Annotated in this window: 19 protein-coding genes and 1 pseudogene; 12 read left to right on the forward strand and 8 right to left on the reverse strand. The window is 71.2% G+C overall.

The annotated features are described in order from the left end of the window. Nucleotides 1–121 precede the first annotated feature (121 nt). Nucleotides 122–1,093: an IS481 family transposase gene (locus tag AC1DQF_RS10465; protein ID WP_477525167.1), complete on the forward strand. Its 972-nt coding sequence runs from the start codon at nucleotides 122–124 to the stop codon at nucleotides 1,091–1,093. Here AC1DQF_RS10465 and AC1DQF_RS10470 read toward each other — a convergent pair. Beyond that, complete coding sequence (locus AC1DQF_RS10470) at nucleotides 1,090–2,490, reverse strand: MFS transporter (RefSeq protein WP_477525168.1); 1,401 nt, start codon at nucleotides 2,488–2,490, stop codon at nucleotides 1,090–1,092. The two genes, AC1DQF_RS10465 and AC1DQF_RS10470, sit on opposite strands and share 4 nt — an antisense overlap. Before the next feature lie 98 nt (nucleotides 2,491–2,588). Here AC1DQF_RS10470 and AC1DQF_RS10475 point away from each other — a divergent pair, with 98 nt between their 5' ends. Continuing rightward, a complete protein-coding gene (locus AC1DQF_RS10475) occupies nucleotides 2,589–3,365 on the forward strand; it encodes a DUF3027 domain-containing protein (RefSeq protein WP_477525169.1) in 777 nt (258 codons plus the stop codon). A 31-nt stretch (nucleotides 3,366–3,396) separates the two neighbouring features. Here the strand turns inward: AC1DQF_RS10475 and AC1DQF_RS10480 are convergent, their stop codons facing one another. Then, entirely contained in the window at nucleotides 3,397–4,029 is a 633-nt protein-coding gene (locus AC1DQF_RS10480) for a class I SAM-dependent methyltransferase (RefSeq protein ID WP_477525170.1), read from the reverse strand. Then, nucleotides 4,026–4,310 (reverse strand): DUF2530 domain-containing protein, encoded by a 285-nt coding sequence (locus AC1DQF_RS10485; protein ID WP_477525171.1) that lies wholly within the window; start codon nucleotides 4,308–4,310, stop codon nucleotides 4,026–4,028. The genes AC1DQF_RS10480 and AC1DQF_RS10485 overlap by 4 nt, the downstream gene beginning before the upstream one ends. A 70-nt stretch (nucleotides 4,311–4,380) precedes the next feature. On the opposite strand from AC1DQF_RS10485, the gene AC1DQF_RS10490 reads away from it, so the two are divergent. The 7 genes and pseudogenes from AC1DQF_RS10490 (at nucleotide 4,381) to tuf (ending at nucleotide 12,309) form a co-directional block, all read left to right on the forward strand. Continuing rightward, entirely contained in the window at nucleotides 4,381–5,868 is a 1,488-nt protein-coding gene (locus tag AC1DQF_RS10490; protein ID WP_477525172.1) for an NCS2 family permease, read from the forward strand. 149 nt (nucleotides 5,869–6,017) lie between these two features. Then, nucleotides 6,018–6,467 (forward strand): MarR family transcriptional regulator, encoded by a 450-nt coding sequence (locus AC1DQF_RS10495; RefSeq protein ID WP_477525173.1) that lies wholly within the window; start codon nucleotides 6,018–6,020, stop codon nucleotides 6,465–6,467. 48 nt (nucleotides 6,468–6,515) lie between these two features. After that, nucleotides 6,516–7,760, forward strand: a pseudogene (locus tag AC1DQF_RS10500) (MFS transporter); the annotation flags it as partial. A gap of 237 nt (nucleotides 7,761–7,997) precedes the next feature. Continuing rightward, nucleotides 7,998–8,369 (forward strand): 30S ribosomal protein S12, encoded by a 372-nt coding sequence (gene rpsL, locus AC1DQF_RS10505; RefSeq protein WP_056599611.1) that lies wholly within the window; start codon nucleotides 7,998–8,000, stop codon nucleotides 8,367–8,369. Further along, the gene (gene rpsG / locus AC1DQF_RS10510) at nucleotides 8,369–8,839 is read left to right on the forward strand and encodes a 30S ribosomal protein S7 (protein ID WP_056887101.1); all 471 of its coding nucleotides are present in this window, start codon (nucleotides 8,369–8,371) and stop codon (nucleotides 8,837–8,839) included. Before rpsL ends, rpsG begins: the two co-directional genes overlap by 1 nt. A gap of 131 nt (nucleotides 8,840–8,970) precedes the next feature. Next, the gene (gene fusA / locus AC1DQF_RS10515) at nucleotides 8,971–11,034 is read left to right on the forward strand and encodes an elongation factor G (RefSeq protein WP_477525205.1); all 2,064 of its coding nucleotides are present in this window, start codon (nucleotides 8,971–8,973) and stop codon (nucleotides 11,032–11,034) included. Nucleotides 11,035–11,115: 81 nt separating this feature from the next. Further along, on the forward strand, nucleotides 11,116–12,309 hold the full coding sequence (tuf, locus tag AC1DQF_RS10520; RefSeq protein WP_477525174.1) for an elongation factor Tu: 1,194 nt from the start codon (nucleotides 11,116–11,118) through the stop codon (nucleotides 12,307–12,309). A gap of 71 nt (nucleotides 12,310–12,380) precedes the next feature. Here the strand turns inward: tuf and AC1DQF_RS10525 are convergent, their stop codons facing one another. Then, a complete protein-coding gene (locus AC1DQF_RS10525) occupies nucleotides 12,381–12,827 on the reverse strand; it encodes a VOC family protein (RefSeq protein ID WP_477525175.1) in 447 nt (148 codons plus the stop codon). 10 nt (nucleotides 12,828–12,837) lie between these two features. Beyond that, on the reverse strand, nucleotides 12,838–13,332 hold the full coding sequence (locus AC1DQF_RS10530; RefSeq protein ID WP_477525176.1) for a helix-turn-helix domain-containing protein: 495 nt from the start codon (nucleotides 13,330–13,332) through the stop codon (nucleotides 12,838–12,840). Nucleotides 13,333–13,395: 63 nt separating this feature from the next. On the opposite strand from AC1DQF_RS10530, the gene trmB reads away from it, so the two are divergent. Beyond that, nucleotides 13,396–14,136, forward strand: a complete 741-nt coding sequence (gene trmB, locus AC1DQF_RS10535; protein WP_477525177.1) for a tRNA (guanine(46)-N(7))-methyltransferase TrmB — start codon at nucleotides 13,396–13,398, stop codon at nucleotides 14,134–14,136. Nucleotides 14,137–14,209: 73 nt separating this feature from the next. After that, nucleotides 14,210–15,514: an MFS transporter gene (locus AC1DQF_RS10540; RefSeq protein ID WP_477525178.1), complete on the forward strand. Its 1,305-nt coding sequence runs from the start codon at nucleotides 14,210–14,212 to the stop codon at nucleotides 15,512–15,514. Here AC1DQF_RS10540 and AC1DQF_RS10545 read toward each other — a convergent pair. Beyond that, on the reverse strand, nucleotides 15,503–15,889 hold the full coding sequence (locus tag AC1DQF_RS10545; RefSeq protein ID WP_477525179.1) for a hypothetical protein: 387 nt from the start codon (nucleotides 15,887–15,889) through the stop codon (nucleotides 15,503–15,505). The genes AC1DQF_RS10540 and AC1DQF_RS10545 overlap by 12 nt on opposite strands. A gap of 31 nt (nucleotides 15,890–15,920) precedes the next feature. Then, nucleotides 15,921–16,730 carry an RDD family protein gene (locus tag AC1DQF_RS10550; RefSeq protein ID WP_477525180.1) on the reverse strand — a complete coding sequence of 270 codons (810 nt, stop codon included), beginning with the start codon at nucleotides 16,728–16,730 and terminating at the stop codon, nucleotides 15,921–15,923. 23 nt (nucleotides 16,731–16,753) lie between these two features. Here AC1DQF_RS10550 and AC1DQF_RS10555 point away from each other — a divergent pair, with 23 nt between their 5' ends. Continuing rightward, complete coding sequence (locus tag AC1DQF_RS10555; protein ID WP_477525181.1) at nucleotides 16,754–17,749, forward strand: stage II sporulation protein M; 996 nt, start codon at nucleotides 16,754–16,756, stop codon at nucleotides 17,747–17,749. A 17-nt stretch (nucleotides 17,750–17,766) separates the two neighbouring features. Here AC1DQF_RS10555 and AC1DQF_RS10560 read toward each other — a convergent pair whose 3' ends face one another. Next, entirely contained in the window at nucleotides 17,767–19,056 is a 1,290-nt protein-coding gene (locus AC1DQF_RS10560; protein ID WP_477525182.1) for a DUF58 domain-containing protein, read from the reverse strand. Nucleotides 19,057–19,061: the final 5 nt, after the last annotated feature.

Consider the following 19,061-nt stretch of genomic DNA (forward strand, 5'->3'; position numbering starts at 1 on the left):
GCCGCTAGGTGTACTGACCACGGACGTTAGGTACGGCGTGCCTGCTGGACGATGACGAAGACCCCCGGGTGAGGTGTGAAGCGACCAAGCAATCACTCGCTCACGAACTCCGGAGGTCTTCGTGTCACACGCTAACGCCCAACTCACCCCGGCCGGACGTCTACGCCTGGCCAGGCTCGTTGTCGACCAGAAATGGCCCCTACGACGCGCGGCCGAGCGGTGGAACTGCTCGGTCACGACCGCGAAGCGGTGGGCCGACCGCTACCGCGCCCAGGGTGTGGCCGGGATGGTCGACCGTTCCTCGCGGCCCAAGACATCGCCGCGCCGCACGCCTACGCGGGTAGAGCGTCGAGTGATCGGCATGCGGGTCACGCGCCGTTGGGGGCCGGCGCGGATCGCCTACCGGCTACGGATGCATCCCTCCACCGTGCACAAGATCCTGCGTCGCTACGGCTGCCCACCGCTGTCCTGGACCGACCCCGCCACCGGCGTCCGGCTGCGATCGATCCGACGCAACGTGCGGCGCTACGAGTGGGCCAACCCGGGCGAGCTGGTCCACGTCGACATCAAGAAGCTCGGTCGGATCCCCGACGGCGGTGGCCACAAGGTCCTCGGGCGGGCGCTGGGCAAGCGGAACCGACGCCGGGGCGTGGGCTACTGGTACATCCACAACGCCGTCGACGACTGCACCCGCCTGGCCTACAGCGAGCTACTCAGCGACGAACGCAAGGAGACCGCAGCCGGTTTCTGGACCCGCGCCAACACCTACTTCGAGTCCGTTGGGATCACCGTTCAGCGAGTCCTGACTGACAACGGCGCCTGCTACCGATCCAAGCTCTTCGCCGAGAGCCTCGGCCAGGTCACGCACAAACGCACCCGGCCCTACCGACCCCAGACCAATGGCAAGGTCGAGCGATTCAACCGGACCACCCTCGAGGAATGGGCCTACGCCAGGCCCTACGCGTCCGAAGCCGAGCGAGCAGACCTCTTCGACGAGTGGCTCCACACCTACAATCATCACCGCGGTCACACCGCACTAAGCGGCAAGTCACCAGCCGACCTCGTACCTAACCTGTGCGGTCAGTACAGCTAGGCCCCGCCGGGCGACGCGGCGACGCGGGCCGGGCGCGTGAGCAGCACGTACGCGCCCCACGCCACCACCACGGCGCACGCGATGCCCAGCCCCAGCTGCGGCATCAGCGGCATCGCGATCCCGATGAAGCCGCCGATGRCCCACGCCAGCTGCAAGGTGGTGTCCGAGCGCGCGAAGGCGCTCGCCTGGACGCGCTCGGGCACGTCGCGCTGGATCGTGGAGTCCAGCGACAGCTTGGACAACGACTGGGCGAGCCCGGCCGTGAGGCCGAGCAGGGCCAGCGGCAGCAGGCCGTAGAAGAGCGCGGCCACCGCCACCGCCACCGCGTCGGCGACGAGCGCCAGCACGACGGTCAGCGCCGGGTCGATGCGCCTCAGCATCGAGCCGAGGGCGATGCCCAGGGTGTTGCCGAGGCCGGCGGCACCGATGACCAGCCCGAGCAGCACCTCGGGACTCCAGCCGCCGATCGGGTTGTCGCGCAGCAGGAACGCCATGAACATCGTGAGGAAGCCGCTGAGCCAGCGGGGTCCGCAGTTGGCCTTGAGGGCGAAGGCGACGGCGCTGGGCATGCGGCGACGCGTGGTCGAGCGGGGACCGGCGCTGGGTCCCGGCATCAGGGCGAGCTGCTCTTCGCCGGAGCTGGAGTCGACCCGCTGGGGGAGCCGGATGGCCCAGATGGTGGCCAGCACGAACAGCACGAAGGCGTAGCGCAGCGACCACTCCGGACCGGCGGTGGAGGCGAGGATCGCGATCGGCGCCGACACCGTCGCGCCGACGACCCCGGCGAGCGAGACCCGGGCGTTGGCCTTGACGAGGGTGAGGGCGGGCGGGAGCAGGCGGGGGACCGCGGCGGCACGCGTCACGCCGTACGCCTTGGATGCGACGAGCACGCCGAGGGCAGCCGGGAACAGCCACTCGGAGTCGGTGGCCACCGCCGTCGCGAGCGCCCAGCACAGGAAGGCGCGCACCGCCATCGTCGCGCCGACCGCCCACCTGCGACCGTGGCTGAAGCGGTCCAGGAACGGACCGATCAGGGGGGCCACGACGGCGAACGGCAGCATCGTGAGGCCGAGGAAGAGCGCGACCTGTCCGCGCGCCTCACCGGTCGGGACCTGGAAGAACAAGGTGCCGGCCAGCGAGATCGCGACCGCGGCGTCGCCGGCGGTGTTGAGGGCGTGCAGCTCGATGAGCCGGGAGAGCCCGGAGTCGCCGGCCCCCTCGGCGCGCGTGGCGCGGCGGGCCTGGGCCACCGTGAACCGGCTGGCCCGGCCGGTCGCCCGGCCGGCACCGGCGACGCCACGTCCCACCCCGCGGCCGGCGGCCCGCACCCCTCGGCCGGCGCCGCCGAGGCGCGAGCGGTCGGTCCCGTCGGGTCGGGTCGGGTGCTCGGCGCTCATGGCTCAATCCTGCCGTGTCGGTGGGTCCCGGGCGTGCAGCAGGCACCCTCTGGGCCGGTCGAGGAGACAGGAGCCCCGTGGTTTGTCATGATTCGCCCGTGATCGCCCTCGCCGAGACCTCGCCCGACGCCACCCTGGCCGCGGCTGCCGACCTGGCCCGCGCCATCGTCCTGGACCTCGGGGACGCCACCGACGTGGGGGAGCACCTCGGCTGCGAGGCCGAGGGTGAGCTCGTCGCCAGCCACCTGTTCGCCTGCACGCGTGCCGGGTACGACGGCTGGCGCTGGTCGGTGACCCTGACCCGCGCCCCGGAGAGCTCCGAGCCGACCGTCAACGAGGTCGTGCTCATCCCGGGCGCCGAGGCGATCGTGGCGCCCGCGTGGGTCCCCTACACGGAGCGCCTGCAGCCCGGCGACCTGTCGCCCGGCGACCTGCTGCCCGTGGCCGACGAGGACCCCCGCCTGGTGCCGACGTACTCCTTCGGAGACGACCCGCTCGACCCCGACACCAAGGCGCAGGTGCGCCAGGTGGCGCAGGACCTCGGCCTCGGCCGGGTCCGCACCCTGTCCCCCGAGGGCATCGACATGGCCGCCGAGCGCTGGTACGCCGGCGACGGCGGGCCGGAGTCCGCGCTCGCCAAGAGCGCCCCGGACTCGTGCTGGTCGTGCGGCTTCCTCGTGCGCATCGCCGGTCACCTCGCCGACACGTTCGGCGTGTGCGCCAACGGCAACGCCAACGACGACGGCCGCGTGGTGTCGGTCGACCACGGCTGCGGCGCCCACTCCGAGGTCAAGCTGGCCCGCAAGCAGCAGCCGATCCCGGTGCCCGACCACGTCTTCGACACCCTCACCGACGACGGCTTCGACCAGCTCTGAGGACTGGCCGGGCCGGCCCTGAGGGGCCTGCTCAGCGCAGCGGGTGCCCGAACGACGTCGCCGTGACCGTGGCGTCGTCGCGCGAGAGCAGCCACACGGCGTACGCCGGCGACGGCGGGTGCAGCTCGTAGGAGCCGAAGCACGCATCGACGCGCAGCCCGCTGGCCGCGGCGTCCGCGACGAACTCGTCGTGGGGGTAGGTCCGAGCCGTGGCCGGTCCGTCGACGGGGTGGAAGCCGACGAGGAGGCGACCGCCCGGCGCGAGCAGGGACCGCAGGCGCGCCAGGACGGCCCGCTCGGTGCCCTCGGCGACGAAGACCATCACGTTGCCGACCGCGACGGCCAGGTCGAACCCGCCGTCGAGCGTGGCGGCCAGGATGTCGGCGTGCTGGACCTCGAGGTCGGGGTAGGTGGCCCGCGACTGGGCGACCAGGGCCGGGTCGGGCTCGACCGCCACGACCTCGTGGCCGCGCGCCGCCAGGGCGGCAGCGACCCGGCCCATGCCGGACCCGACGTCCAGGATCCGGGCGCTACGGCCCACCAGCACGTCGGCCAGGCGGGCCTCGCCGTCGACGTCGGCGCCGTCGGCCACCAGCCGGCCGAACTTCTCGCCGTACCCCCGGTTGCCCACCCCGGCGAGCTCCCAGCGCGTCGGCTGGGTCACGCTGGGTCCCGCACCGCGCGCGCCTTGCGGCGCCGGCGGACGTACTCCAGGCCGCACAGGCCCAGGCCGAAGCCCGCCAGGCAGGTCCACAGCCACCACGTGCGCCCGGTGTCGGCGAGGGTGCCGTAGAAGGGGAGGAGGCCGATGAAGGCGAGCAGCCAGAGCCCGACGCCGACCTCGACGGTCCGGACGCCGTCCACGTCAAGGGGCTCCACGTCGGCCACGATGTAGGTGCGGTTGCCGATCTCGTGCTGCGTCGGCTGCTCGTCCCTGAACTCCACGCGGCCACGCTAGTCGCTCGCTCCGGACGCCGAAACACCGCCGCAGCGCACTTCTGCCACAATTCCGCCCGTGACTGACAAGACCCAGACCGCTCAGCGGTCCCCCCGGACGTCGGGCGTCGACGGCTACTTCAGGATCACCGAGCGTGGATCCACGGTGGGCCAGGAGGTGCGCGGCGGCCTCGTCACGTTCCTGACGATGGCCTACATCATCGTGCTCAACCCCCTGATCCTCGGGTTCGTCCCCGATTCCACCGGCGCGTTCCTCGGCGGCGGGACCGAGCCCGGCAGCGGCATCCCGGCCATCGCGGCGGGCACGGCGCTGGTCGCCGGCCTGCTCACGATCCTCATGGGTGGCCTCGCCAACTTCCCGCTGGCGCTCGCGACCGGCCTGGGACTCAACGCCTTCGTCGCCAACTCGATCGCGCGGCAGTCCACGTGGGGCGACGCGATGGGTCTGGTGGTCCTCGAGGGCATCGTGATCCTGGTGCTGGTGCTGACGGGCTTCCGCAAGGCCGTCTTCCACGCCGTGCCGCAGCAGCTCAAGGTCGCGATCTCCGTCGGGATCGGACTGTTCATCGCCCTGATCGGCTTCGTGGACGCCCGTTTCATCACCCGCATCCCGGACGCGTTCCAGACCACCGTGCCCGTCCAGCTGGGGGCCGACGGCCACCTCGTGGGCTGGCCGGTCTTCGTCTTCTGCCTGGGCCTGGCCCTGATGGTCGGACTGTGGGTGCGCCAGGTGCGCGGCGCGATCCTCATCTCCATCGTGGTGACCACGGTCGTCGCGGTCGTGGTCGAGGCGATCGGCGACCTCGGCGCGGCGTCCGCCGACAACCCCGGTGGCTGGTCGCTGAGCGTCCCAACGCTGAGCGGCGACCTGGTGGCCCTGCCCTCGTTCGACACCCTGGGCGAGTTCAACCTCTTCGGCGCCTTCAGCAGCGCCGGCACCGGCTTCCTCGCCGCACTGCTCCTGGTCTTCTCACTGCTGCTCGCGGACTTCTTCGACACGATGGGCACGATGACCGCGATCGGTGCGGAGGCCGGCCTCAACGACGAGGAGGGCACGCCGCCCCACGCCCAGCGCATCCTCGTCGTCGACTCGGTGGCGGCGATCGCCGGCGGCGCCGCGGGCGTCTCGTCCAACACCTCCTACATCGAGTCCGCCTCGGGCGTGGGGGAGGGAGCGCGCACCGGCCTCGCATCGGTCGTCACCGGCGTGCTGTTCCTGCTGGCGACGTTCTTCACGCCGCTCGTGTCGGCGATCCCCTCCGAGGCCGCGGTCCCGGCCCTCGTGCTGGTGGGGTTCCTGATGATGCAGCAGGTCACCGAGATCGACTGGCGGGACGTCGAGCTGGCGATCCCGGCCTTCCTGACCGTGGTGCTGATGCCCTTCACCTACTCGATCAGCGTCGGCATCGGCGCCGGGTTCGTGGCGTTCGTCCTGATCAAGGTCGTCGTCGGCAAGACGCGGGAGGTGCACCCCCTCATGTGGGTCGTGGCCGCCCTGTTCGTCGTCTACTTCGCCTACACCCCGATCAACGGCTGGCTCTCCTGACACGTCCCAGAACACCCGGCCACGACTTCGTGGCCGGACCCGTCTGTTCGTGGCCTCTGCAACGCCCCCGATGAGCAGGAACCCCCGCCTCGGCGGGGGTTCCCACCTTGCCGGAATAGTTAGCATGGGTAATGAGTTAGGCTAACGACATGCCGACCACAGCAGCCGTTGCCCGCACCGACGCGGGGCTCGCCTCAGAGCTCCGCCTCGGCGTGATGCGCCTGCGCCGGCGCCTCGCCGGCGAGCGGCACCCCGACAACGACCTGAGCCTCGGCCAGATGGCCGTGCTCGGGCTGCTGTTCCGCCGGGGGGACCAGACGATCGGCGAGCTGGCCCGGCTCGAGCACGTGCAGCCGCCGTCCATGACGCGCACCGTGACCTGCCTCGAGGGCGACGGACTCGTCGTACRCCGCCCGCACGCGACCGACGGCCGCGTGGTCATCGTGTCGCTCACCGACCGCGGCCGCGCCGTCGTCCTGGCGGACCGCACGCGTCGCGACGCCTGGCTGGCCGTCCGGCTCCACACCCTGACCCCCGACGAGCGTGACGTCCTGCGTCGCGCCGCCCCCCTCCTCGACCGCCTCTCACAGGCCGACTGACCCGAAGGAGTCACCACGAGTCCCCGATTCCGTTCCCTCGCGAACCCCAACTACCGCCTGTACGCCGCCGGCGGTGTCGTCTCCAACACCGGCACCTGGATGCAGCGCGTCGCCCAGGACTGGCTGGTGCTGCAGCTCACCGCCAACAGCGGTGCCGCCCTGGGCATCACGACCGGCCTGCAGTTCCTGCCGTTCCTGCTCATCGCGCCCTTCGCCGGGCTGGTCGCCGACCGGATGTCCAAGCTGCGCCTCCTGCAGCTGACCAACCTCGGCATGGCGCTGCCCGCCGCGGTCCTCGGCGTCCTCGCCGTCACCGGGACGGCCCAGATCTGGCACGTCTACGTCCTGGCCTTCGTGCTGGGCACCGCGTCCGCCTTCGACGCACCCGCCCGCCAGTCCTTCGTGTCCGAGATCGTCGAGCCCGACGACCTCACCAACGCGGTGGGCCTCAACTCGGCCAGCTTCAACGCCGCCCGGCTCGTGGGTCCCGCCGTCGCCGGCATGCTGATCGCGGCCTTCGGCGGGGGAGCGGTGGCCACCGGCTGGGTCATCCTCATCAACGCGGTCTCGTACGTCGCCCCGGTCCTGGCCCTGCGGGGCATGGACGCCAGCGCGCTCGACAGCCCGGTGCCGACCCACCGTGGCCCCGGTGCGATCCGCGAGGGGGTCGCCTACGTCCGGGCCAGGCCCGACCTCATCCTGATCCTGGCGATCGTCTTCAGTGCCGGCACCTTCGGCCTCAACTTCCAGATGACGTCGGCCCTGATGGCCACCGAGGTCTTCGGCAAGGGCCCCACGGAGTACGGACTGCTGGGCACGTTCCTGGCGGTCGGCTCGCTGACCGGAGCACTGGTCGCGGCCGKCCGCACCCGCGTGCGGCACCGGCTGGTGATCGGCGCCGGGCTGGTCTTCGGCACGGTCGTCACCATCGCGGGCCTGATGCCGTCGTACCTCACCTATGCCCTGGTGACACCGCTCATCGGCCTCAGCGCGCTCACCCTCATCACGAGCGCCAACGCCTACATGCAGCTCAACACCGAGCCGGGCATGCGCGGGCGGGTGATGGCGCTCTACATGATGATCTTCATGGGGGGCACGCCCGCGGGCGCGCCGGTCATCGGCTGGATCGGGGAGACCTTCGGCGCCCGGTGGACCCTGGTGCTCGGCGGCCTGCTGACCATCGTCGGCGTCAGCCTCGCGACCCTGGTCTTCGCCCGGGCCAGGGGTGTCTCGGTGATCCCGCGCCGGACGCCCGCACTGACCGACGCGGCAGCGGGACCAGCGGCCGGTTAAGGGGCCGGTCGGAGCCCGTCGATGGCGTTTTGACCCTCCTCGGGGCGGCCGGTAGATTGACTCCTCGTGTTTGGCCTGCCCTCAGGCCTGTCCGGTTCGGACGGGCGGGGGGCCCATCCACGACAGCGCACAGCACGTCGTGCGCCGGGCACCACCGCTCCTGAGCGGCAGTTCCCGACCACTACCGCCTCGGCAGGTCGCCGTTGCGAGAGATACACCAAGAAAGGGAACCACTCGGTGCCCACCATTAATCAGCTGGTCCGCAAGGGCCGTCAGGACAAGGTGTCGAAGTCCAAGACGCCTGCCCTGAAGGGATCTCCGCAGCGCCGCGGCGTCTGCACCCGCGTCTACACCACCACTCCCAAGAAGCCGAACTCCGCCCTCCGCAAGGTCGCCCGCGTGCGCCTCAGCTCCGGCGTCGAGGTCACGGCCTACATCCCGGGTGTCGGCCACAACCTGCAGGAGCACTCGATCGTGCTCGTGCGCGGCGGCCGTGTGAAGGACCTTCCCGGTGTCCGCTACAAGATCATCCGCGGCACGCTCGACACCCAGGGTGTCAAGAACCGCAAGCAGGCCCGCAGCCGCTACGGCGCGAAGAAGGAGAAGTAATGCCTCGCAAGGGTCCCGCTCCCAAGCGCCCCCTCGTCGTCGACCCGGTCTACGGCTCGCAGATCGTCACGCAGCTGGTCAGCAAGGTCCTCCAGGACGGCAAGAAGCAGGTTGCGCAGCGCATCGTCTACACGGCGCTCGAGGGCTGCCGTGAGAAGACCGGCACCGACCCCGTCGTCACGCTCAAGCGCGCGCTCGACAACGTCAAGCCGGCCATCGAGGTCAAGTCCCGCCGCGTCGGTGGCGCGACCTACCAGGTCCCGATCGAGGTCAAGGCCAACCGCAGCACGACGCTGGCCCTGCGCTGGCTCGTCGGCTACGCCGCCGACCGCCGCGAGAAGACCATGGCCGAGCGCCTCATGAACGAGATCCTCGACGCGTCCAACGGCCTCGGTGCCGCTGTGAAGAAGCGCGAGGACACCCACAAGATGGCCGAGTCCAACAAGGCCTTCGCCCACTACCGCTGGTGACGCCGGTGGGGCTCGCCGCCACCGCGGCGAGCTCCACCGCCCACCGCCCACCAACTTTTTCGAGGGACTGAGACCCAACAGTGGCTGTCGACATCACCACCGACCTCAACAAGGTCCGCAACATCGGCATCATGGCGCACATCGACGCCGGCAAGACCACCACGACCGAGCGCATCCTCTTCTACACCGGTATSWCCTACAAGATCGGYGAGGTCCACGACGGCGCCGCCACSATGGACTGGATGGAGCAGGAGCAGGAGCGYGGCATCACGATCACCTCCGCTGCGACCACCTGCTGGTGGAAGAACCACCAGATCAACATCATCGACACCCCGGGCCACGTGGACTTCACGGCCGAGGTCGAGCGCTCGCTGCGCGTCCTCGACGGCGCGGTCGCGGTGTTCGACGGCGTTGCCGGTGTCGAGCCGCAGACGATGACGGTGTGGCGCCAGGCCAACAAGTACTCGGTCCCCCGCATGTGCTTCGTCAACAAGCTCGACCGCACGGGCGCGGACTTCTTCCGCTGCGTCGACATGATGGTCGAGCGCCTCAACTCCACCCCGCTGGTCCTCCAGCTCCCGATCGGTGCCGAGTCCGACTTCCTCGGTGTCGTCGACCTCGTCGGCATGCGTGCCCTGACCTGGCGTGGCGAGACCACGATGGGTGAGGACTACGAGGTCGAGGAGATCCCGGCCGAGCTCGCCGAGCAGGCCGCGGAGTACCGCGAGAAGCTCATCGAGACGCTGGCCGAGGCCGACGACACGATCATGGAGAAGTACCTCGAGGGCGAGGAGAACTTCACCGTCGAGGAGCTCGAGGCGRCCATCCGTCGCGCCACCCTGGCCGACAAGCTCAACCCGGTCCTGTGCGGCACCGCGTTCAAGAACAAGGGCGTCCAGCCCCTGCTCGACGCCGTCGTGAAGTTCCTGCCCTCGCCGCTCGACATCGACGGCATCCAGGGCCACTCGGTCAAGGACGAGAACGAGATCATCGTTCGCCAGCCCTCCGACGACGAGCCGTTCTCGGGCCTCGCCTACAAGATCGCCTCCGACCCGCACCTCGGCAAGCTGATCTACGTCCGCGTCTACTCCGGCAAGCTCGAGGCCGGCGCGTCCGTGATCAACTCGGTCAACGGTCGCAAGGAGCGGATCGGCAAGGTCTACCAGATGCACGCCAACAAGCGTGAGGAGATCGCGTCGGTCGGCGCCGGCCAGATCGTGGCCGTCATGGGCCTCAAGGACACCAAGACCGGTCACACGCTCTCCGACCCGCAGCACCAGGTCGTGCTCGAGTCGATGACGTTCCCGGCCCCGGTGATCGAGGTCGCCATCGAGCCGAAGACCAAGAGCGACCAGGAGAAGCTGGGCACCGCGATCCAGCGCCTCTCCGACGAGGACCCCACCTTCACGGTCAAGGCCGACGAGGAGACGGGCCAGACGATCATCGCCGGCATGGGCGAGCTCCACCTGGAGATCCTCGTCGACCGCATGAAGCGCGAGTTCCGCGTCGAGGCGACCGTGGGCAAGCCGCAGGTCGCCTACCGCGAGACCATCCGCAACAAGGTCGAGAAGCACTCCTACACCCACAAGAAGCAGACGGGTGGCTCCGGTCAGTTCGCCAAGGTCGTCATCGACCTCGAGCCGAACATCGACCCGGAGACCGGCACCGGCGCGGGCTACGAGTTCGTCAACTCCGTCTCCGGTGGTCGTGTCCCCAAGGAGTACATCCCCTCGGTGGACCAGGGCGGCCAGGACGCCATGGAGTTCGGCGTCCTCGCCGGCTACCCGATGGTCGACGTGAAGTTCACGCTCCAGGACGGCRCCTACCACGACGTCGACTCCTCGGAGCTGGCGTTCAAGATCGCCGGCAACCAGGCGTTCAAGGAGGCTGCGCGCAAGGCCAAGCCGGTCCTGCTCGAGCCCATGTTCGCCGTCGAGGTCACCACGCCGGAGGGCTTCCTCGGCACCGTGATCGGCGACATCAACTCCCGCCGTGGCCAGATCCAGGCCCAGGAGGAGCGTCACGGGGACATGGTGGTCAACGCCCTTGTGCCCCTGTCCGAGATGTTCGGGTACGTTGGCGACCTGAGGTCCAAGACCTCCGGCCAGGCGTCGTACTCGATGGAGTTCGACTCGTACGCCGAGGTTCCCTCGAACATCGCCGAGGAGATCGTCAAGAAGGTCCGCGGCGAGTAGTCGCCCCGGGCCCTCGGCCCCCAGCACCACCCCGTTCCACACCCACGATTTCACGTACAAAACCAACCAGGAGGAGCCCCAGTGGCTAAGGCGAAGTTCGAGCGGACCAAGCCGCACGTCAACATCGGCACGATCGGTCACATCGACCACGGCAAGACGACGCTGACCGCGGCGATCACCAAGGTGTTGCACGACAAGTACCCGAACCTGAACGAGGCCTCGGCCTTCGACCAGATCGACAAGGCTCCCGAGGAGCGTCAGCGCGGCATCACGATCTCGATCGCGCACGTCGAGTACCAGACCGAGGCGCGCCACTACGCGCACGTCGACTGCCCGGGTCACGCGGACTACATCAAGAACATGATCACCGGTGCCGCTCAGATGGACGGCGCGATCCTCGTGGTTGCCGCCACCGACGGCCCGATGCCGCAGACGCGCGAGCACGTGCTGCTCGCCCGCCAGGTCGGCGTGCCGGCCCTGGTCGTGGCGCTCAACAAGTGCGACATGGTCGACGACGAGGAGCTCATCGAGCTCGTCGAGATGGAGGTGCGCGAGCTCCTCTCCGAGTACGAGTTCCCCGGCGACGACATCCCCGTCGTGCGCGTTGCCGCCTTCCCGGCCCTCCAGGGTGACGAGAAGTGGGGCGAGTCGATCGTCGAGCTCATGAACGCGGTGGACGAGTCCATCCCGACCCCCGAGCGCGAGACCGACAAGCCGTTCCTCATGCCCGTCGAGGACGTCTTCACGATCACCGGTCGTGGCACCGTCATCACCGGTCGCATCGAGCGCGGCATCGTCAAGGTCAACGAGGAGGTCGAGATCATCGGCATCCGCGAGACCTCGCAGAAGTCGACCGTCACCGGCGTCGAGATGTTCCGCAAGCTGCTCGACGAGGGCCAGGCCGGCGAGAACGTCGGGCTGCTCCTGCGTGGCACCAAGCGCGAGGACATCGAGCGCGGCATGGTCGTCATCAAGCCGGGCACCACGACGCCTCACACCAACTTCGAGGCGTCCGTCTACATCCTCAGCAAGGACGAGGGCGGCCGTCACACGCCGTTCTTCAACAACTACCGTCCCCAGTTCTACTTCCGTACGACTGACGTGACCGGTGTTGTGACCCTGCCCGAGGGCACCGAGATGGTCATGCCGGGTGACAACACCGAGATGTCGGTCGAGCTCATCCAGCCCATCGCCATGGACGAGGGCCTCCGGTTCGCGATCCGTGAGGGTGGCCGCACCGTCGGCGCCGGCCGGGTCGTCAAGATCACCAAGTGATCTGATCCCAGCGCTTCACCAGCGAGGCCCCACTCTTTCGGGAGTGGGGCCTCGCTGCGTCCGCGGGTCGATCAACCGAGGTCGGCCTCGGTCATGGTGGACGGGTCGAACTCGCGGCTCTCGACCATGACGAGCCAGTTGCCGGAGTTGTCCCGCAGCAGCGCCTCGACGCCGTACGGGCGGTCGGCCGGCTCGGCCAGGAAGGTGACACCCTTCCCGCGGAGCTCCTCGTACGTCGCGCGGCAGTCGTCGACGGCCAGCCCGATGCCCGGCATCGCGCCCGCGTCGAGCGCCCGGTTGATCGCGGTCACGAGCTCGTCGGGGAGTGGGGGACCGGGAGTCGTCAGGTGGAAGGCGAGGCCGGGCTGGGCCGGATGGGTGACGGTCAGCCACCGGAAGTCCTCGCTGAGCCGGACGTCCTCCCCGAGCTCGAAGCCGAGGACGTCGGTGTAGAAGGCGAGGGACTCCTCGAGGTCCTTCACCCACACGCTGATCAGGGACACCTGTGTGATTGCCATGCCCAGGACGCTAGGTCGACGGACCTGTCCCTGGCTTCTCCTGGCTTGCGGAACCGTCCGGGTGGCGCTCGGCCAGGCCCCACATGAAGATGTAGCAGCCGGGGATGTGCGGCGCCCCCGAGGCGGCGTAGCGACGCTGGAAGGCGCTCGGAGTCTCGCCCGTGAGGTCGCGGAAGCGTGTGCTGAAGGAGCCGAGGCTGCTGAAGCCGACGGCGTGGCAGACCTCGGTGACCGTCAGGTTGGTCGCCCGCAACAGGTCCTGGGCGCGCTCGATGCGCCGCTGCGAGGGGTACGCCGCGGGGCTGAGCCCGTAGGTCAGGGCGAAGAGGCGCTGGAAGTGCCAGCGCGAGATGCCGGCCACGGCAGCGAGCTGGGCGAGGTCCAGCGGTTCGGCGAAGTGCTGGTCGGCGTGGTCGCGCGCGGCGCGGAGGTGGACCAGGACGTCGTCGTGCGGGCGAGGGGTGCTCGGTGCGCGCCGGCCGGCGGGGGAGGGGCTCACGTCCACCCGCACGAATCTAGCCGTGAGGCCGCCCGTAGCGGTCGGGTCCTCGGCTGGGAGGATGGGCGCGTGTCCGAGTCGCCCCGGGAGCCCGAGCGCCCCGCCCGCCCCCACCACAAGCTCACCGACGACGGTCGGCGCATGCGCGAGGTGCTCACCTATTCGCGACGGGGGAGCCGCTTCACCCCGCGCCAGGCCGAGGGCTGGTCCGCACACCAGGCCGACTGGGTGATCCCCGACGAGGCGGTCGACCGGCCGGACTTCGACCTCCGGTCGTGGTGGTCGGACCGCGACGCCCCGCTGGTCGTCGAGATCGGCTCGGGGGTCGGCGAGGCCACGGCCGCGCTGGCCGCCGCACGCCCCGACGTCAACGTGCTCGCCTTCGAGGTGTGGCGCCCCGGCATCGCCGACGGCCTGTGGCGGGTGGCCGAGGCAGGAGCCGACAACGTGCGCTTCTGCGGTGTCGACGCCGTCTGGTCGATCGAGCACCTGCTCGGCCCGGGCAGCATCAGCGAGCTCTGGACGTTCTTCCCCGACCCGTGGCACAAGACCAAGCACCACAAGCGCCGCTTCGTGACCCCGTCCAACGCGGCCCTGGTCGCCGGCCGGCTCGCGCCCGGCGCGCACTGGCGGCTGGCGACCGACTGGGCCGACTACGCCGACCAGATGGTCGAGGTCCTCGACGCCGAGCCGCTCCTGACCGGAGGTCGGGTGGAGCGCTGGGCGGACCGCCCGGTGACCCGCTTCGAGCGCAAGGGCCTTGACAAGCACCGCGACATTGCGGACCTCACCTACACCCGCACCACCTGAGTCGGCAGGATCCCGATGCAGGTCGGCCGGACATCGAGGGCCGCCGCGCTCCGAGGGACCTAGGGTTCAGCGGGTGACCACCACCGCCACCCGGACGCGACCCCGCATCCACCAGGCCTGGTGGGTCGCCGGCATCACCATGGCCGCGCTGGTCGCCGCAGCGGGCTTCCGGTCCTCGACCGGGGCCCTGCTGGTGCCGCTGGAGGAGGAGTTCGGCTGGTCGCGGGCCACGACGAGCGGGGCGGTCAGCCTCAACCTCATCGTCTACGGCCTCACCGCGCCCTTCGCGGCCGCACTGATGGAGCGCTTCGGTGTACGTCGCGTGGTCGCCGCCGCGCTGACCCTCGTCGCCCTCGGCTCCGGCCTGACCCTGGTCATGACGAGTCCGTGGCAGCTGTGGCTGCTGTGGGGCTTCGCGGTCGGGACCGGCGCCGGGGCGCTGGCCCTGGTCTTCGGCGCGATCGTCGCCAACCGGTGGTTCGTGCGCCACCGCGGCCTGGTGATCGGGGTCTTCTCGGCGGCCAGCTCGACCGGCCAGCTGGTCTTCCTGCCGGCGATCGCGCGCCTCGCGGAGGGACCCGGCTGGCGCTGGGCCGCGGGCCTGGTCACCCTCTTCGCGCTGGCGCTCGTGCCCCTCGTGCTGTGGCTGCTGCGTGACCGGCCCTCCGACGTCGGCACCACGGCGTACGGCGCCGTCCCCGGGACCGGCTCGGAGCCCGACCCGGTGCCGCTGCGGGACCCGGACGTGGGGGCTGCCACCGTCGCGGTCCGCACCCTGCGGGAGAGCTCCTCGAGCCGCACCTTCTGGATCCTCTTCGGCACGTTCTGGATCTGCGGCTGGTCCACCAACGGGCTGATCGGCACCCACTTCATCCCGGCCGCCCACGACCACGGCATGCCGGCCACGACGAGTGCCTCCCTGCTGGCGCTCATCGGCATCTTCGACATCGCCGGCACGATCGGCAGCGGGTGGCTCACCGACCGGGTCGACTCGCGCTACCTGCTGTGCGGCTACTACTTCTTCCGAGGACTGTCGCTGCTCGCGGTGCCGTGGCTCCTGGGGCCGCACGTCCAGCCCAGCCTGTTCGTCTTCATCCTGTTCTACGGCCTCGACTGGGTGGCCACCGTCCCGCCGACCGTCGCCCTGTGCCGCCAGCACTTCGGCGCCGAGCGGGCGGCGGTCGTCTTCGGCTGGGTCTTCGCGGCGCACATGGTCGGCGCCGGGGTCGCGGCCAGCTTAGCGGGCTGGATCCGTGAGTGGCGCGGCGACTACTTCGGGGCCTGGCTCACGGCCGGAGTGCTGTGCGTGCTCGCGGCGGCGGCGTGCCTGGTGATCCCGCGGGTGCCCGTCGGCGCCACGGCCGCCTCAGCGCGGTGAGCTGACCGGCACGCCGGCCTGCTCGAGACGCCACTCGGTGTGCATCCGTTCGGCCTCGCGCTCGGCACCCGCGGGCACCCCGGTCAGGTGGTCGGGGAGGCCCAGCGCCCGGCAGGCCTCGGCGAGCACGTCGTCGTACGCCGCGAGGGTGGCGTCACGCCGCACCTTGCTGGTGCCCGGGACGGGGGCCAGGACCTCGGCGCGGATGCGGTGCAGGTCGGCGACGACCCGTTCGAGGGGCCGACCGTCGGGCCGAGGCGCGTGGTGGCGGTGCCGCTGCACGAAGCGGCCCAGGGCGGCGGCGTACAACGCCCCTCCCACCACCAGGCCGAGCATCGCCGTGCACGCGACGACGGCCAACAGGCCGATCACCATGCCACGACGGTACGCCGGGCCCCCGCACGTGTCACCGGCGTGCGGTCAGTCGCTCCCGCAGCGCCGCGTCGCGCCGCAGCCGCACCAGGTCGCGCTCGCGGCGCGAGGAGATGACCGCGGCGAGGTAGTCGTGCGCCGGGGTGCCGGGCGGCGGCGGTGGGGCGACGTACGTCGCGACCTGCTGCGCCAGGCGGGTCCCCAGCTCGTCGCGGTGGCGGGGGTCGAGCGTGGCCTGACGGCCGAGGTACTGCCGCACCGCCAGGGCGAGCCCGGTCGGGAGTGCCGCCATGTCCGCGGTCCGGGCCCACGCGGTCAGCCCGGGCGGCATCGTGGCCGGCGGGGCGAGCTGGAGGCGGACCCGGCTGCGGACCACGTAGGTGCCGGCGGCGTAGTCACCCAGACGCTTGCCCTTGGTGGAGAGCATCGCGGAGAAGAAGGCGGGCACGCCGACGAAGACGTAGATCTCCACGAAGCCGATGAGCGCCCGCACGAACGCATGCTGGGCGCTGATGGGGCCGGCGTCGTCGCGCACCGTGCGCAGCCGCATCGCCAGCTTGCCGAGCGACCGGCCGCCGGTGAGGGTCTCCACCGTCGTGGGCAGCAGCAGGAAGACCGCGATCAGCGTGCCGATGTAGGCCACGTGCGCCAGCGCCGCGTCGGACTGCAGGGCCGCGATGCCGAAGACGAAGATCGTGGCCACCAGTGCCAGGACCGTCACGAGCACGTCCACGAGGCCGGAGACCATGCGGGCTCCCAGGCTGGCCGGGGGGAGGTCGAGCGCGACCGCCTCGCCGGTGACGTGGTCGTCGGCGGTGAGGCTGGCAAAGCTCGGATCGGACATCGCGGCCAGCATAGGGTGACGCCGTGGACCTCGACGCCTACGTGGTGACGCACTCGGCCGACTGGCAGCGGCTCGACGAGCTCGCCGGGCGACGCCGACTCACCGGGGCCGAGAGCGACGAGCTCGTCGAGCTCTACCAGCGGGTCGCCACGCACCTCTCGGTCGTGCGCACGTCGGCACCGGACGCCGGCCTCATCGCGCACCTGTCCTCGATGCTCGCCCGGGCCCGGCACCGCACCGTCGGCACGAGGACCACCACCTGGCGCGGGGTGCGCGACTTCTTCGCCCTGCGCTTCCCGGCGGCCCTCTACCGGCTGCGCTGGTGGTGGCTGGGCTGCCTGGCCGTCAACGTCGCGGTCGCCGGCGTGATGATGTGGTGGCTCCTCGGCAACCCCGGCGTCGAGCAGTCGCTGCTCACCCCCGACGAGGTGGACCAGCTGGTCCGCAACGACTTCGAGGGCTACTACAGCGAGTACGCCGCATCGCACTTCGCCGCGCAGGTCTGGATCAACAACGCGTGGGTGTCGGCGCTGTGCATCGGGTTCGGCATCCTCGGGGCGCCGGTGGTCTGGCTGTTGTTCCAGAACGTCGCCAACCTGGCCGTGATCGGCTCGATCATGACCCGCCACGACCACGGCGCCCACTTCTGGGGACTGATCCTGCCGCACGGGCTGCTCGAGCTGACGGCGGTCTTCGTCGCCGGGGGAGTGGGGCTGCGCCTCTTCTGGTCGTGGATCGAGCCGGGGACGCTCTCGCGCGCCCAGTCGCTCGCGCGCGAGGGGCGCACGGCCGGGACGGTGGCGCTCGGCCTGGTCGTGGTGCTCGCGGTCAGCGGCRTCATCGAGGGCTTCGTGACCCCCTCCCCGCTGCCGACCTGGGCGCGGGTGGGCATCGGGATCCTCGCCGAGCTGGCCTTCCTGGCGTACGTCTTCGTGGTCGGTCGCAACGCCGTGCTCCGCGGCCACACCGGCGACGTGGACGCCGCGCTCCTCGAGGACCGGGTCGCCACCCAGGCCTGACCCCGGGCGGTCGTGCCTCAGAGCAGGCCGCGCGCCTTCAGGGAGAGGTAGTGGTCGGCCAGGGCCGGCGGCAACCGCTCGGCGTCCGCGTCGAGCACGTGGACCCCGATCGCCCCCAGGACCCTGGCCGCACGCTCGCGCTCCTCGAGGACCTGCGACGCGGCAGCGGCGGCGTACACCTCGTCGAGCGATCCTCGCTCGTCCACGAGGTCGCCGAGGGCGGGGTCCTGCACCGACGCGACGACGACGCGGTGGTGACGGACGAGGGTCGGCAGCACCGGCAGGAGGCCCTCGTAGACCGACGCGGGCTCGAGCGGGGTCAGCAGCACCACGAGCGCCCGCTGCCGACCGAGCCGGGTGACCTCGCCGGCCAGCGCCGACCAGTCGGCCTCGGCGATGACCGGCTCGAGGTCGGCCATCGCCTCCTGCAGGCGGGCGGCGATGTCCCGGGCGCCCGCGGCCCGCACGCGCGCCCGGACCGTGCGGTCGCCGGCGAGGAGGTCCACGCGGTCCCCGGCCCGCGCCGCAAGGGCGGCCAGCAGGAGGGCGGCGTCCATCGCCGAGTCGAGGCGCGGCACGTCGCCCACGCGGCCGGCGGAGACCCGGGACGTGTCCAGGACGAGCACGACCCGCCGGTCCCTCTCGGGCTGCCAGGTGCGGACGACGACGGAGCGGTTGCGGGCGGTGGCACGCCAGTCGATGGAGCGCACGTCGTCGCCCCGGACGTACTCGCGAAGCGAGTCGAACTCGGTGCCCTGGCCCCGTACGCGGACGGCCGCGCGCCCGTCGAGGTCGCGCAGCCGGGCCAGCCGCGACGGCAGGTGCTTGCGGGACTCGAAGCTCGGCAGCGACCTCACGGTGCCGGGCACGTCCAGGGTGGTCTGACGGCAGGCGAGCCCGAGGGGTCCGATCAGGCGCACGGTGACGCCCACGGCGCGCAGGTCGCCGCGTCGCGTGGGCAGCAGCGGCGTGGTGAGCACGGTCCGGGAGCCGGGGCGCAGCACCACGCGGTGCCGGTTGTCGGTGGCTCCGGCGCTGGGCTGCCAGGCGTCGCGGACCAGGCCGCGGACCGCTCGACCGGCGGTGGTGACGGTGAGGCGGGAGGTCGCCGGCGACCCGGTGCGCACGGTGACCGGGGGGCGACGGGTGACCTCGAGCGACGAGGGCCGCGGCGCGAGCAGCCAGTCGACGGCCGTGACCAGCGCGACCAGCAGCAGCCACGTCCACACCGTGCCCATGGCGGGGCGCAGCACGACGGGCACGAGCCCGATGAGCAGCAGGAGGGGGACGCGTCCGGTGAGGGTCATCAGCT

Source organism: Nocardioides sp. P4_G4, assembly GCF_056401085.1.